Origin of the sequence: Helicobacter japonicus, from assembly GCF_000762845.2 — a bacterium.
In the GTDB taxonomy this organism is placed as follows: domain Bacteria; phylum Campylobacterota; class Campylobacteria; order Campylobacterales; family Helicobacteraceae; genus Helicobacter_C; species Helicobacter_C japonicus.
The window spans coordinates 20,537-35,531 of record NZ_JRMQ02000015.1; the positions used below are offsets into that span (position 1 = coordinate 20,537).

At 35.0% G+C, this 14,995-nt stretch carries 17 protein-coding genes; 3 read left to right on the forward strand and 14 right to left on the reverse strand.

Annotated elements, in window-relative coordinates:
- Positions 1–7: 7 nt before the first annotated feature.
- From LS65_RS08720 to LS65_RS08735, 4 genes are all read right to left on the reverse strand, one after another.
- Positions 8–1,084, reverse strand: a complete 1,077-nt coding sequence (locus LS65_RS08720; protein WP_034361549.1) for an LptF/LptG family permease — start codon at positions 1,082–1,084, stop codon at positions 8–10.
- On the reverse strand, positions 1,081–1,770 hold the full coding sequence (gene pth, locus LS65_RS08725; RefSeq protein ID WP_052061054.1) for an aminoacyl-tRNA hydrolase: 690 nt from the start codon (positions 1,768–1,770) through the stop codon (positions 1,081–1,083). Before pth ends, LS65_RS08720 begins: the two co-directional genes overlap by 4 nt.
- Positions 1,770–2,306 (reverse strand): 50S ribosomal protein L25/general stress protein Ctc, encoded by a 537-nt coding sequence (locus LS65_RS08730; RefSeq protein ID WP_034361548.1) that lies wholly within the window; start codon positions 2,304–2,306, stop codon positions 1,770–1,772. The genes pth and LS65_RS08730 overlap by 1 nt, the downstream gene beginning before the upstream one ends.
- Positions 2,307–2,369: 63 nt before the next feature.
- Positions 2,370–3,653: a citrate synthase gene (locus LS65_RS08735; RefSeq protein WP_034361547.1), complete on the reverse strand. Its 1,284-nt coding sequence runs from the start codon at positions 3,651–3,653 to the stop codon at positions 2,370–2,372.
- A gap of 215 nt (positions 3,654–3,868) precedes the next feature.
- Here LS65_RS08735 and LS65_RS08740 point away from each other — a divergent pair, with 215 nt between their 5' ends.
- Positions 3,869–4,216: a hypothetical protein gene (locus LS65_RS08740; RefSeq protein ID WP_034361546.1), complete on the forward strand. Its 348-nt coding sequence runs from the start codon at positions 3,869–3,871 to the stop codon at positions 4,214–4,216.
- A 68-nt stretch (positions 4,217–4,284) separates the two neighbouring features.
- Here the strand turns inward: LS65_RS08740 and LS65_RS08745 are convergent, their stop codons facing one another.
- On the reverse strand, positions 4,285–4,884 hold the full coding sequence (locus tag LS65_RS08745; protein WP_034361545.1) for a YqiA/YcfP family alpha/beta fold hydrolase: 600 nt from the start codon (positions 4,882–4,884) through the stop codon (positions 4,285–4,287).
- 179 nt (positions 4,885–5,063) lie between these two features.
- Between LS65_RS08745 and LS65_RS08750 the strand changes: the two genes are divergently transcribed.
- On the forward strand, positions 5,064–6,191 hold the full coding sequence (locus LS65_RS08750) for an FkbM family methyltransferase (RefSeq protein WP_052061053.1): 1,128 nt from the start codon (positions 5,064–5,066) through the stop codon (positions 6,189–6,191).
- A gap of 12 nt (positions 6,192–6,203) precedes the next feature.
- Here the strand turns inward: LS65_RS08750 and LS65_RS08755 are convergent, their stop codons facing one another.
- From LS65_RS08755 to LS65_RS08795, 9 genes are all read right to left on the reverse strand, one after another.
- Positions 6,204–6,944 (reverse strand): pseudouridine synthase family protein, encoded by a 741-nt coding sequence (locus LS65_RS08755; RefSeq protein WP_034361543.1) that lies wholly within the window; start codon positions 6,942–6,944, stop codon positions 6,204–6,206.
- Entirely contained in the window at positions 6,931–8,175 is a 1,245-nt protein-coding gene (waaA, locus tag LS65_RS08760; protein ID WP_236096687.1) for a lipid IV(A) 3-deoxy-D-manno-octulosonic acid transferase, read from the reverse strand. Before waaA ends, LS65_RS08755 begins: the two co-directional genes overlap by 14 nt.
- A gap of 37 nt (positions 8,176–8,212) precedes the next feature.
- Positions 8,213–8,965, reverse strand: a complete 753-nt coding sequence (locus LS65_RS08765; RefSeq protein WP_034361541.1) for a zinc ribbon domain-containing protein — start codon at positions 8,963–8,965, stop codon at positions 8,213–8,215.
- Between the two features lie 10 nt (positions 8,966–8,975).
- Positions 8,976–9,764: a Nif3-like dinuclear metal center hexameric protein gene (locus LS65_RS08770; RefSeq protein ID WP_034361539.1), complete on the reverse strand. Its 789-nt coding sequence runs from the start codon at positions 9,762–9,764 to the stop codon at positions 8,976–8,978.
- A 36-nt stretch (positions 9,765–9,800) separates the two neighbouring features.
- Positions 9,801–10,574, reverse strand: a complete 774-nt coding sequence (locus tag LS65_RS08775; RefSeq protein ID WP_034361537.1) for a carbon-nitrogen hydrolase family protein — start codon at positions 10,572–10,574, stop codon at positions 9,801–9,803.
- An 82-nt stretch (positions 10,575–10,656) separates the two neighbouring features.
- Positions 10,657–11,553, reverse strand: coding sequence for a toxin-antitoxin system YwqK family antitoxin (locus LS65_RS08780; protein ID WP_034361535.1), 897 nt, complete (start codon positions 11,551–11,553; stop codon positions 10,657–10,659).
- Positions 11,554–11,600: 47 nt separating this feature from the next.
- Complete coding sequence (locus tag LS65_RS08785) at positions 11,601–12,992, reverse strand: UDP-glucose dehydrogenase family protein (protein ID WP_034361532.1); 1,392 nt, start codon at positions 12,990–12,992, stop codon at positions 11,601–11,603.
- An 18-nt stretch (positions 12,993–13,010) separates the two neighbouring features.
- Positions 13,011–13,556 (reverse strand): hypothetical protein, encoded by a 546-nt coding sequence (locus LS65_RS08790; RefSeq protein ID WP_034361529.1) that lies wholly within the window; start codon positions 13,554–13,556, stop codon positions 13,011–13,013.
- A gap of 150 nt (positions 13,557–13,706) precedes the next feature.
- Complete coding sequence (locus tag LS65_RS08795) at positions 13,707–13,985, reverse strand: DUF362 domain-containing protein (protein WP_034361527.1); 279 nt, start codon at positions 13,983–13,985, stop codon at positions 13,707–13,709.
- Positions 13,986–14,225: 240 nt separating this feature from the next.
- On the opposite strand from LS65_RS08795, the gene LS65_RS08800 reads away from it, so the two are divergent.
- On the forward strand, positions 14,226–14,995 hold a 770-nt coding region (locus tag LS65_RS08800; protein ID WP_236096688.1), incomplete at its 3' end, for a glycosyltransferase family 4 protein.

Genomic DNA, 14,995 nt, shown 5'->3' on the forward strand with positions numbered 1-14,995 from the left:
TATTATTTTATGAAAACTTTTGATTTAAATGTCGAATATGCCACAAAAATACAACAAATAAGATTCCCATAGGAAGTAATAGTCCAATTTCTGGGTATATAAGACCCGCTACACTGAGTTGTGAAAGAGAGAAAAAAAGTCCCCATATCGCTAAAGCAGCAATAATAGATGCAAAACTAATTAAAGTAAGATTCCCATATCGAGGCAATGAAGGAATGTAATAAGCAATAATTGCAATACAAAGAGGAACAAAAAATGGAATAATAAGTAAGCTATAGAGAATCCCACGTATTTTATCTGAACTTACACCTTGTTTATAAGCAATTTTTAAAGAAGCAAAGGCATCAATCAATGAAGCTGTTGGTTTATCTTGTGCGATTGTTTCAAGCACTTTAAAACTAAAACCTTGGAGCGTTTCTAACTCCTCATTTATACTCATCTGTAAAGGGTCGCTCCCAAGTGCGAGATTTGGAGAAATATCCACACTTTTAGCATTTTTTAGAATCCACGCATTACGTTCAAAAAAAGCGTCTTTGCTCTCGTGATAACCTATAAGCTTATGCTCATCATTAAGTATGAAAATTTTAATGCCCTCCACCCTTGCCTCACCACTTGAAAGCGGGTAAAGTTTGCGCACAAAAATGTATTGATTACCACTTTTTAGCAAAAGATTTTCACGCACATTTTGCAAATTTTGATAAACAATGCTTTCTGCATATTCTTGTGCATAAGCAAATGGTGTTGCATTCAGTCCAATATAACCTAAAGTAAAAATGCTTGAAACACAAAGCAAGGGAAATAAAATCTTCCGCTTAGAATATCCTAGAGCCATAAAAGCTGTTAATTGAGAACTTTTCAAAAATGCCATATAAAACAAAATTGAAGAAAGCACGAGTGATATAGGCAAAGTATAGGTTAAAGCATAAATTCCATCGTAAAAAAGAAACAAAATAAGCAAATTTGCAGAATCGGGTAAATCATCAACATATCTAAGTGTATCAATAGCAATAAAAAACCCTTCTAAAGCAAAAAAAACAATAAAAAAATACTTCAAATAATAAAGGCTTATAAAACGAAAAATCATATTTTGCCTTTTTGGGATAAAACATCTTGACTTATAGATTTATCCTTAGGCAATTCCTGAATGGCTTGACTGCAATGATCTTGTTTTAAATTTTTTTTATTACTTTGTCTTAATGTAAAGTGATTCTGTAAAAATGCGAGAATATTTTGTATATCATCTTCACAAGTATTGCAAAAGTGCATAATAGCTTCTTGCATACAAGGTGCTACTTGCAAAAAATGCTTTTTTTCTTGCTCACTAAAATCACTTAATACATAATGCACAACATCTTGCTGTGCATTTCTACCTATGCCAAAACGAAGTCGTAAATACTGCTCACCCATAGCTTTATCTATAGATTTTAAGCCATTATGCCCACCACTTGAACCACCAAATTTGAAACGAATATCACCAAATGCAAGGTCAATGTCATCATATACAACCATTGTATGCCTAATATCAAAATATCGCACAAAAGGCGCAATAGATTCGCCAGAGAGATTCATAAAAGTTTGGGGTTTGAGAAAAAAGACTTTATGGAAATCTGTCTGCAATGTAGCAACCTGTGCATTAAACTTTTTATCAAAACTGAATACCAATCCTAAATCTTGTGATAAAAAATCCAGCACCATAAAACCGACATTATGCCGAGTATTTTGATACTTGACACCCGGATTGCCAAGCCCTGCAACAAGAAGGCAGGACATTATTTAGCTTTAATCACTCCAACAACTGCCACAGATGGGTTATTAATCACACTTACACCATTAAGCTGTGGTAAATCACGCACAAGAATAGAATCTCCTACATCTAAATCACTTACATCAAGTTCATAGGCATTAGGAAGATTCTCTGGGCTACACTTAACACTAATACGCTTTGTAGAAACAAAAAGCACACCTTTATTTTTTAGCCCCTTAGCATTACCCTTAACATTTACAGGCACTTTATATTTACTTACTACGCCTTTTTGAGCTAAAAGCAAATCCACGTGAATAATCATATTTGTTACAGGATCTTTTTGATACTCTTGAACTACTACATCTAAGGTCTTGTTGCCGACTTTTACAGGGAAAATCAAAGTGCTCTTATGTTTAATGGTTTTAATAAAATCATTAAGTTTAAAGGCACAATGAATATTTTCCTGCCCTTTACCATAGATATTTGCAATTAGATAACCATCATTCCTCAAAGCTTTTGCTTGAGATTTTGAAATACTCTCTCTAATTTGTCCTTCTAACATTGTATGTCCTTTGTGAAAAATTAAGGGTCGCATTATAGCAAAAAACCCTTAAATACACTTGAGTTAATCGCCTATATATACTTGTCGTGGTCGTGTAATTCTCGTGGTTGGATCTTTGATGTGCTCCAAAAGTTGCGCGCACCAGCCAGGCATACGCCCAATAACAAAAATAGGTGTAAAAAGTGATACTGGAATCTTGAGTGCAGAAAGAATAATACCAGAATAAAAATCAACATTTGGATAAAGATTTCTTTCTACAAAGTAGCTATCACTCAAGGCGACTTCCTCAACCTTATGAGCCAAATCACTCAAACGTGAATCCATTTTAATGCCTTTTTTATCAAGATCATCTTTAAGTTTTTTTAGAATCTTTGCGCGTGGGTCGTAGTTTTTATATACACGATGTCCAAAGCCCATAAGCCTAAATGGGTCATTTTTATCTTTAGCTTTGGCAATGAATTTATCTACATTTTTTGCATCACCAATTTCATTTAGCATATCAAGCACTTTTTCATTCGCTCCTCCGTGTGCAGCACCCCATAGTGCATTTATCCCTGCACTCAATGCCGCATAAGGATGTGCGCCCGTAGAAGCAACATTACGCACGGTTGTTGTAGAAGCATTTTGTCCGTGGTCAGCGTGAAGTATAAAGATTTTATCCAAAGCTTCCACTTCTAAAGGTGTAATTTCTGCCTCACCTTTGATAGTTTGTTTCAGTTTACCACCTGGATACGCACGAAGCATATAAAGGAAATTTTCCACATAACCACGCGCTACATCAGGATAAATGTATGGAATCCCCAAAGAATGTCGATACGCAAATGCTACAAGTGTCGTAATTTTTGCAATAGCACGTCTTGCCATTACTTGTTGCTCATCTTCACGAGACATATCTAAATGATGAAAATGGAAAGTTGAAAGAGCCGAAAAAGCTGCAGAAAGATTTGCCATAGGGTGAGCAGTATCAGGGAATGCCTTAAAAATATTAATAAGTCCTTCGTGCAAAAAGCTTCTGTGCATAAGCTCAAGCTCAAATTCTTTGGATTCTGTCTCATTGTTTGGAGCTTTGCCTGTAATGAGGAGCTTACATATATCTGTAAAGCGATACTTTTCTACAAGGTCTGCAATAGGCATACCTTTATAGAGCAGCTCACCTTCTTTGCCATTAATGTAACTAATAGTTGATTTACACCCAGCAGTTGAGCCATATCCCGGGTCATAAGAAAAGATATTGGTGCGCTCAAAAAGCTTAGAAAAATCTACTGCTTTTGGTCCTCTCTTACATTCAATAAGGTCAAAATCAAACTTTTCTCCTGTTTCATTATTGGTTAATGTAATTGTTGCCATTATTTTCTCCTTTGTAAAATATAGGTGCTTTCATTATGGCACATTTTTTTTATTGAAGTCAAAAAAAAATTAAATTTTTGATAAAAATTTACCTAAAAAGTGCTAAATGACACATTTATTCGATTACTTATTAAAAATCTATTTAAAAGATTGTAGAAATTCTTTTGTATGATAGAATATTTAATTTCCATAGAAATCTCATAAGTAGGACTTCAATGCCAGACAACAAAATAGTCTTGACAACACAAGATAGAGAAGAACTTGCACCATTACTTAATATTACAAAAGCTGAACGCGCACTTATGCCTAAAGAAGTACTCAGCAAACTTGAACTCCTCGCAAAAGAACAAGAAGAAGGTGGATTTACAGAGATTGAAAACATTATTAATGAATCTATATCTTTTGTAAAATCTCTTGAAGCTAAAACACTTTACGCAAATCTTAAGCCCAGTCAGCTTAAGGATTATTTGTGGTGGGAAACAAATTATCGCATTTTCCTTGCACAACGTAAATCTCAACGCGAAAGACGCAAATGTTATAAAAACAAAACGAATAAAGAATAATAACTCTTCGTTGAAAACCATCTTGCTTACACAAGGTAGTAACTTTCAGCTCACGACGATTATAAATTTTAAACCCTTAAAAATGAATGTAAATGAGTATATAAGGGTTTAAAATCGGTAATAATATGCCCTCCTTCCATATATAGAATCTGCGCGTAATACTGCCAATATGCCTGCGAAATACTGCTATCAATACGCTCATCGTTCATAGAAAGACATACTATTGTGCGTATGTCTTGAGGCATAGGGGTGCGCAAGGCAAGAGCATAACTTTGCCAATGCACTTTGCTTAGAGTGAAGTGAGATTGAGTATTGCTTATGTTTTGGGGCTTATCAATATATTTTTTAAGTTGTGCGAGAGGCTCAAACACGGGATTAAAAAACACAAGACTATGAGGCAGGGGTATATCAAGCTGCTTTGCAAAAAGGATAAGTTGCCAAAGATAAAATGCTCCCAAGGAATTGCCGATAAAACCAAAGGGTGTATTAAGTGCAAAATCCTGCTTATAAGTCTTAAGCTGTGTCGCTAAGCTTTGCATATTTATCATAAAATCTCCACCATTATCATATATAAGCTCAAAAGGCGCAATCCCTAAGCCCTCACATATGCGTTTATAACTTATAGAATCCTTTGAAGAGTGAAATCCGTGAGAATAAAAAAACTCCATTTTGTCTCCTTAAATTGAATACTTTATCGCATTGTGGTATCTTATTTCTACGTATCATAGATTCTAAGGTTAATAGAATTCTCGTCGTAATTTAATATGCAAAAACTTAAAACTTATTGTGCAATAGTGTAATTTTTGCTACAATACCCAAAATTTACCACAATAGTAAGGATATTTATATGAAACTACACAATATACCGCATTATGCCTCCAAAATACTTGCTAATTCACTCCTTCTCATTTGTCATAAAAAATTAAGAAATCGCATAAAACATATTATCAAACTTTCTCAAGCTTGTAGCTATCCACGAGTGAATGATGGATTTATCTTACCTAGTTTGCAAACAAATGTATTAGAATCTAGCCACAAAGGTTACAGGGGGGGGGGATACATAGAAAAATGTAAATTTCTCTACTTTTTCAATGCAAAAAAACTTGAATCTATAATAGAACATATCCTCAATGATGAATACAGCAGAAATCTTTATCTAAGTGCAATTATCAACCAAATTTCCAATTACAAAGGTTTTCTCATTATATTCTTTTATGACCGCATTTGGCATAGATACAAAGACTTAACACTTGCTAAGTCTCACCAAAAAATTCCCTCCACATCAGGTGAGCTTTACCTCTTTGACTTATCAAAAATCAATATTTCGGACATAAGGCTTTATTATATAGAGTATGCAATCTTTAGCACTTTTATATTACAACAATATATGTATAGAAATATGATTTTTGCCCAAAGTGGAGATTATGTGATTGATGGTGGGGCTTGTTATGGTGATACCGCGCTTTATTTTTCACATTTAGTTGGTAAAAATGGTAAAGTTTTTTCTTTTGAATTTATGGAAGAAAATATAGAAATTTTTCATAAAAATATGGCACTTAATCCACAATATGACAATATCACCTTAGTAAAAAGACCACTTTATGTAGATTCTCATACGTTTGTATCATTTAGCGGGGCAAGTTGGAGTGCTACCATAATGGCGGATAAACAAAACAAGCAAGATGCAACATTCCAAACAATAAGCATTGATGAATTTGTAGAACAAAACAAGATTCCAAAAATTGACTTTATTAAACTTGATATAGAGGGAGCAGAACTTAATGCACTTAAGGGTGGGGCAAAAAGTATAAAAAAATTTAGACCAAAACTTGCTATCTGCCTCTACCATAGCTATGCTGATTATGTGGATATACCGATATTTTTACACGAATTACTCCCTAACTATGAATTTTACTTTGACCACTTTACACTTGGTAGGTATGAAAGCATACTCTTTGCAAGACCGAAACCATAAAATACATAGATACTATAAATGCTCTATATGGAGTTCCTTAGGGATTGGAGAGATAAATTCATACCCTAAAAGTGCAATTTTATGCGCGTGAAGCATAAGTCTTTTAGCATTATCTGTTATACCATAGATTGTATCTCCATATAAAGGGTGATTGATACTTTGGCAATGCACACGAATCTGATGAGTGCGTCCAGTCAAAATACACGCCTGCAAAAGTGTTTTCTTACCCACAATAGCTAAAGGTGTAAGCTCTGTGCGTGCATAAAGACCTTTTTTGTCAATATAAGACTTTGCAAAGCCTTTTTTGATTGTTACTATGGGCTGTTCAATCACCACAGAATCCACAAGTCTCCCGTGTGCTAAAGCAATATATTCCTTATATACCTCTTGTTTTTTGAAAGATTCTTTTGCCTTATGATGGAACTCGCTCTTATCCTTGACAAGCAGTATTACACCACTTGTTTGCTTATCAAGCCGATTAAGTAATGTCCAGCCTTCAAACATTGCACACAAGTCATAAGATTCTATAAAAGGAGGCTTATCAAGTGCAAGGATATGTTCATCACTGAAAAGCACCTTGGGGGATTTTATCTCTAGCACCTCAAAAGTGCTATTAGTAGGAATCTCCTCACGAGCGAGAGTAAGCCTCTTGCCCCCACTTCGCACAAGCCCCTTGTCAATGAGTGTCTTAGCCTGTTTATGTGAGAGATTATGAGTGCAAGCAAGAATCTTATAAGCTTTATCTTTGTGCATTTTGTATCTTTTGCAAAAGTGCATCAAGTTTATGCTTAGAATCTGCCTTGATGCTACTTGATGGCAACTCCTTCCAGCGCATAAGCGTATCGGAAAGGCTTTGAGGCGGAATCAGCACATAATTTTCAACTTCTTCAAAAAGCGTATATTGGTTAAAAATATGCTCTCCACTAATGAGTTTTGTGCCAAAAAATGCGGGCTCAAAAGGATTATGTCCCCCTACATTTTGAATGAAGCTTCCACCAAGTATCACAAGATCGCTTATGGCGTAGAGGTTATTTAGCTCTCCTAATGTGTCAATCACAATTACATCACTTTGCACACAAGATTCTAAACTACCTTGTGAAAAAAGCGCGGTGCGTGGAAATATCTCTAGGCTTAGTTCATATACTTCCTTAAATCGCTCTGGATGACGAGGAGCAAGTAGCAAAAGAGGTGTGCTATCCTTTTCTTTATACTCTTTAAAAGCCTGAAGTATGAGCTTCTCCTCCCCTTTATGTGTGCTTGCCGCAGTAAAAACAGGTAAAGAAGGTTTAGCATAATGTAGGCTGAGTGAGGGAGGATTGAGTGTTTTAAGATTCCCAAAAACTTCAATATTTTTGCCTCCTAGCTGCTCTAGTCTCTCTTTGTCGAATTGACTTTGAGCTAAAATCTCATCAATGAGCGTAAAAATCCCGCGATAAAACCACGCAAAATATTCATAATTTTTTTGTGAGCGTGTCGAAATGCGCGCATTTATAAGCATTGTATGTGCATTATGAGACTTTGCAAGAAAAAAAAGCATTTTCCACATCTCCGCCTCTGTAACGATAAGGCTTTGTAAATGCTTACAGCTCTTGCTCCATAGGGGCAAAAAAATCTCAAAGGGCAAATAGCGCACCAAAATACGCGCTCTACCCTGCTCTGTATTCTCATATAGTTGCTTTGCCTCTTTGAATCCTGTATGTGTAATTGTTGTAATGAGAATACAAGAATCTTTTGATTTAAGCGCGTTAATGATTGGTTCGAGTGATTTTACCTCGCCAAAGGAACAAGCGTGAAACCAATATTGTGGCTCACATTCAAGTGTTTTAATGTGCAATGGAGAAAATCGTGCAGGAATAGAATCTTTGTGTTTTGAGCGAAAAGAACTCGCAATTAAAAGTGGAAAGGCAATAAGATAAAGCAATACGCATAGACAATAATATATAAAAGGAAAAGATATTTTTGTTTCTCTCTCCAAAGGATTCACTGCTAACTACACTCCTAAATGCTTAACTCAAACGATATTACGCTTTGGTTTTCTTCTTAGGGTTTGCTTGCGGGGTAGATTCACAATCTTGCTGCATATAAAGAATGCGTCCGCAATGAGGACAATTTATAATATCATTCCCCTTGTTAATCTCATTATAAATTGTATCATTAAGCTTAATAAAACACCCTCCACACGCTTGTTTAAAAACAGGAACTACGCTTGTATTTAAAGCCCAACGTCTAATTTTTGCATAAAAGCCTATAATTTTTGCGTCCATCTGCGAAATAAGAGATTCTTTTTTATCAAAAAGATTTTGTTGCATTTGTTTAATCTCTTGTACCTGCTCTTGTGTTTGTAATTCAAGTGTTTCTATTGCTGATTTTAACTCTTCTAGTTTAGGTGCATAAGATGATTTTTGCTCTATTTTTGCAACTTTAGATGCTTCAAGTCGTTCAATTTCAGCATTTGAATGTGTCATATTTTCTTTAGCAATATCAGTTTCTACATCAAGTGCGCGCATTTCTTTTTCTGTTTTTACCTCTTTTTGTTTTTTAGCAATTTGTTCTAACTTTGCAGAATATTCTTGAATATTACGATCATATCTTGCAATTTCAAGTTCAATATTACGAGTTTCTTCATCTAACGATTCTATATCTTTTAATACTTGGTCTTTTTGCTTAATTTTTTCATCAAGTTCATATCGAACTTGAGCGATTTTAGGCTCTAAATCATCAATTTGCTTATCAAAATGCGCTACCTGTATAAGTTCTTGCAAATGCTTATTCATTATATTTCCTTTAATTGAGGGATTTAACATCTCTTTGGTTTAGACATAAAGAGAATGGATTTTCACAATCCGCAATTATAGCGTTATATCCTGCATTTTGCAAAATAGATTCAAAAATTTCGCCAAAATACTTTTCACTCTCATAATGTCCCATATCAATAAGACTTATACCCATACTTTTTGCACTCATTGCATCGTGATGTTTAACATCACCTGTAATAAGGCAAGTGTGAGGTGAGAATGGCAAAGATGAGAGTAAAGAGCAACCACTCCCACACACTACATAAATATCGCTTACAAGTGGCATAGAATACAAAGGAATATCACCCTTCACAAAATCAACATTCTTTGCACCAAGCGCATCGCAAACATATCGCGCAAGCTCATCAAGAGGTGTTGGTGTGATATTCCCATTCATCAATAAACCTTGTGCGCTAAAATGCTCCCATTGCAATATTTTATGTGTAAGGTAAGCATTAAGATGAGATTTATCAAAATTTGTATGAAGGCTGATAAGTGTGCAATGCTTGCTTAACAAAATATTTGCAATATTTGCCGGATAAAAGTCCGTGCAAAATGTATTTAAAGGCTGAAAAAACAAAGGGTGATGCGTGATAATAAGTGTATTTGGTTTCAAATCATAAGCAATAGGGAGAGTAACCTCAAGGCACACAACGATAGATTCAAAACTATTATTCAAGCTCCCTAAATTCAAACCACTTTTATCCCACACTTCTTGTGTGTTAAATGGAGAGATTGTATTACACAACTCATAGATATCTTTAACCTTATGTCCCATAATATTCCTTAAGAAAAACAAATGAGAGTATCTTACTTATCGAAAACCCCATTCTTTTTGTATATTTTTAATATGTTGGGCTTGTAATTCCACAATCATCAGACCCTCACGCTCTTCAAGCGTATCATAAATGTGTCCATCTGCATCAATTAGGCAACTATCACCATAAAACTTCCACGCTACATCATCATAGACTTTCTCATCAATACCATTAACGCGTAAAATCACCATACTATTTGTAAAAGCACGTGCTTGAGAAAGGATACGCCACCGCTCTTTAGAGGCAAAAGTATTGCTACAAGGCATAATCACCACATCAACTTGTGCTTGTTTAAGTTTGAGCCATATCTCATCAAAATGTATTTCAAATCCTGCAATAATACCAAACTTGATGTCTTCTTTTTCAAAAATAAGCGGTGTTTTTGGTGATTTTGGTAAAATGTTATCAAAAAACTGCTTTTCATTCCAATGCGGATAAGCTATAAGTCTTTGTTGATGGTATAAATGCACCTTCTCACCTTGAATCAGTGCAATATCTTTATAAACTTTACTCTCGTGATAATTTATCAATGGAACAACCATATCAAGTTTATATTTTACAGAAAGTTTATGAAGTGCATTAAGAATCTTTTTGCAAAAACTAGCAAACACTTTAGAATCTTTTAAGGATATATCACGATAAAAAGGATGAAAAATGTATTCACTGAATACGACAATCTGCACTTTTTGCTTTTTACAACTTTGAAGATACTTACTCAATCGCACATCATTTGGTGCAACTGGTGGAAGCTGCAAGAGAGCGGCATTCATTGTTTATCCTTCATTCAAGAAAAAATTAAGCCATAATTGTAGCACATTAGTTTGATATAACATATTTGTGCAATACACTTTATTAGTCTTTATGGATTATCTCACTTAAGCCCGATAGACAATTTTCTGCCTTACAATCAAGTTTAGCTGTAATTTCACCAAGCTCATTATATGACTTTTGCCATAGGGCTTGATTATTTTCATAAAGCATTTGTATTTTAATTTTGTTATTAGGATAAAACCAACTCACCTTAACTTGCTTAGGCGTGCCTTTGCTATATACACGTTCCATTTTTATCTTCCCATCTGCATTATAACTTCGCTCTACGCCAACTTTTTCTCCATTTTCAAATTGTGATTCTGCACGCACAATACCATTTTCATCATATTGCTTTAATTCACCATTTTTTACACCTTTTACATAAGTAGCAGTCTGTGCAATTTTGCCACTTGGAAAAAAACTACGTGCCACACCCTCAATCTTGCCTTGTTTATAAGTGTATTGCTGCGAAACTTTACCATTCTCGTGATATTCCACTACTTTACCCTCTGGCACATTATTATCATAATACGCTTCTTTTGCAAGAGTGCCATTTTGATGATACCATTTTGCTTTATCCTTAATTTTACCCTCATCATAAGTAATCTCGGATTTAAGGATATTGTGAGGATAAAATTCTAATGCTACGCCGTGCAATTTATTATTTTTATAATTTGCATCAGAAATTACTTCACCTTCCTCGGAATATTTAAGCTCTCGTCCCTCTTTGCGCCCATTAATAAAATGCATTTGATGAAGCAAATGCCCTTCATCATTATACCACGCCTCGCGTCCGTGCTTAATTTCTGTGCCTTTGATGTAACTCACTTTACCTTGTATAACCTCTCCCGCTGTCGTTTTAGTAATGGTACGCACTTCAAGTTCAATCCCTACACACACGCTTAATAACCCTATATACACAATAAGATATTTTAACATAACAACTCCTTAATGACACCAAATATCGACATTTATGTTAAATAACTCTATTGCGATTTCACACCAATTTGATAATATTTGAATCCTTTAGATTCTAATTGAAAATGTTGATAGATATTGCGTCCATCAAAGATGACAGGATTTACCAAAAGCTTTTTTATTTCCTCAAAATCTGGGCTTCTAAACTCACGCCATTCTGTCAAAAGCACAAGTGCCACGCAATCTTTTAAGGCATCATATTTACTTGTTTGCAGCTCTATATGTTGCAAGTTATCCTTAAAATAAAAGGCTGCTTGCTTAACTGCTTTTGGGTCGTATGCTTTAATCTTTGCTCCTCTTTGAATAAGTTCGCGCACAAGCACTAAAGAGCTTGCTTCACGCATATCATCAGTTTCTGGCTTGAAGCTAAGTCCCCACAATGCGAAAGTTTTGCCACTTAAATTTTCTCCAAAATGACGCACAATCTTTTCTACTAAAAGCATTTTTTGCTCTTCATTCACAATCTGTACCGCTTGCAAAATCTGAGCATTATAGCCATAATCTTGTGCAGTCTTTTCTAATGCGCGCACATCTTTAGGAAAACAACTACCCCCATAGCCACAGCCTGGATAAATGAAACTATATCCAATACGGGAATCAGAGCCAATCCCTAGACGCACATCATTGATATTTGCTCCCACACGCTCACAAATTTGACTCATCTCATTAATAAAGCTAATCTTTGTAGCAAGCATTGCGTTTGCAGCATATTTTGTCATCTCTGCAGATTCTATACCCATAGAAATCAACCTATCGCTTTTAAGCAAAAATGGAGCATACAATGCTTTCATTACTTTAAGTGCGCGTTCTGAATCTGTGCCAATAACCACGCGGTCAGGACTCATAAAATCTTTAATCGCTACACCCTCTTTAAGAAATTCAGGATTGCTCACCACATCAAAGCTTATCTGCGACAAATCTTGATGTGATGCTTCTTGAGATAAAGTATCCTTGCTCTCTAGCAATTTCTTGCCACGTCCTCGTAAGGTAGATTCTATGATTTTACGCACTTTTCTTGCACTTCCCACAGGCACGGTGCTTTTATCTACAACTACTACATATGGAGATTCGATAAAACTCCCAATATCCTTTGCCACGCTCTCTACATAGGATAAATCTGCACTCCCATCTTCTCCCATCGGTGTGCCAACTGCAATAAAAATCACTTCAGCAGATTCTAAAGCAACCCTTTTGTCAGTCGTAAAGTGCAAGGCATTGCGCACAACATTCTCTTTTATCATAGATTCTAAACCTGGCTCATAAATTGGAATCTCACCCTTTTTGAGACTTTCAATCTTATGAGTGTCTATATCAAGACAAGTAACTGCATTGCCCATTTGCGCAAAACACACACCAGCCACAAGTCCTACATATCCACTGCCAACGATTGTAACTTGCATTTTTTCTCCTTGCAAACATTATGGCATAGTCGAGAGATTAGCAAAAATTGTTTTGAGTGAGCGTCTGATGACTTCTTCTTTTTGCCCTTGCGTAACTTGCACATTTTCGCCTAAGCCAAGATATGTTTTTTCACTTAATTTTAAAGTGCTTATTGCATTTTGCTGAATAGTTTTTGCTTTGTTGTAAAGATTAAACTGCACATTGCTTTTAAGTGTTACTTGCTCTTTTGAACTAATCGCACTTGTATCTTCTGAAACCTCTGTAATGGTAAAGTTATACCTAATATGAAGCGTATAAGCTTTATCATCGTTTTTTACGAAATTAAAGCAGTTGCTATCAACTAAAGCCTTATCTAAAATGACTTGAAACTCTTGTTTGGGAAGCATATTTTCCTTGCCAGATTCTATTTTAATGAGTGCGATATTGTATTTTGGCGTGCTACAAACTTGCTCGATTCTTGCACCTTCAGTTGGTATATCTGGTGCATTTGAAAAACAACCTGCCGCAAAAAATACTATACCAAAAAACATTACTCCGCATAAACTTGTATGTAAAACCTTCATCATTGCTCCTTCAAGGTAAATTGGGATAAAAACAAAAGGAATAATGAAAAATTATATAACAAATTAAAAAATGAAGTTGAATATTGTAAGGAAAGAACAAAATCTTAGGCTTTGTTTTTCACAAAGCCCATAAGATTCTGTTTGGGAAAATTAAGACATCACAGGATGTGTGCCATCTCTCATATCAGCACCGATATTGTCGCGATTAGAACTTCCTAATTCGCTCCATACGATACAGCCATCAGTTGGACAAGCACTTGCGCAAGCAGGTTGTTCATTATGCCCAACACACTCTACACACTTGTTTTGATACACATAATAAATGCCTTCACCTGTTGGATTATCATCATCATCAACAATAGCACCTACAGGACATTCATCAATACAAGAACCACAAGCAATACAAATATCTGTAATTTTTACAGCCATAACTTTCTCCCTTATTTGTCATTTGATTTTGGGTAAAACCCAAGTTGAAATTATAGACTATTTATCTTAATAAATACATAAAATTAAGAATCATAAACTTTTGCTTTACTTTTTTAATTTTATAAAATATTTATGGTTGAACAACATTAAGAGGTAAGATTCAGTAATACTAATGTAGAATATATGCCAAAAACAACTATTCATATATTGATAAATACTAAGATATACAAAGGATAGATTATGGAAGAAATAAAAATTTTTACCCTTTGCTTTTTTGTGAGTTTCATACTCTGTATAATTATTATCGCATTTGCTAAAAGATATAGCCTCTTCATTGATAGTGCCACTTCTCAAAAACCTCAAAGATTCCATATGCACGAAACACCTCGTGCCGGTGGCATAGGTATTTTCATTGCGTTTTGGGTAATGCTTATATATTTTTATATTCACAATACACAACTACTCTTTATAATGTGCGGTGGAAGTATCATTTTTGCAAGTGGGCTTATAGAAGACTTTAAGGGTAATCTCTCGCCAAAAATGCGTTTGCTTATGCAATGTGTGGCAACATTTGGTATATGTTCCCTACTTGATGTATATTTACAAGATTTATCACTAGGATTCACTCTGCCCTATATAATCGGTCTGTTTTTTACTACATTTGCACTTGTAGGTGTGAGTAATGCGATGAATATTATTGATGGATTCAATGGTTTGGCAAGTGGTATATGTTTGCTTATATTATGTGCTATTGCTTATGTAGCCTATGATGTGCAAGATATGGAGATATTTTATTGTTCTTTAGCCCTTATTGGAGCAGTTTTTGGATTTTTTATTTGTAATTTTCCTTTTGGTTACATTTTCTTGGGCGATGGGGGAGCTTATTTTTTAGGATTCATCATAGGTATCTTACTTGTTTTGCTCACACAAAGACAAGATTCTATAAGTGCTTTTTTTGGTTTAAGCATAATGATTTATCCTGTATGGGAAGTGCTTTTTTCGATATGGCG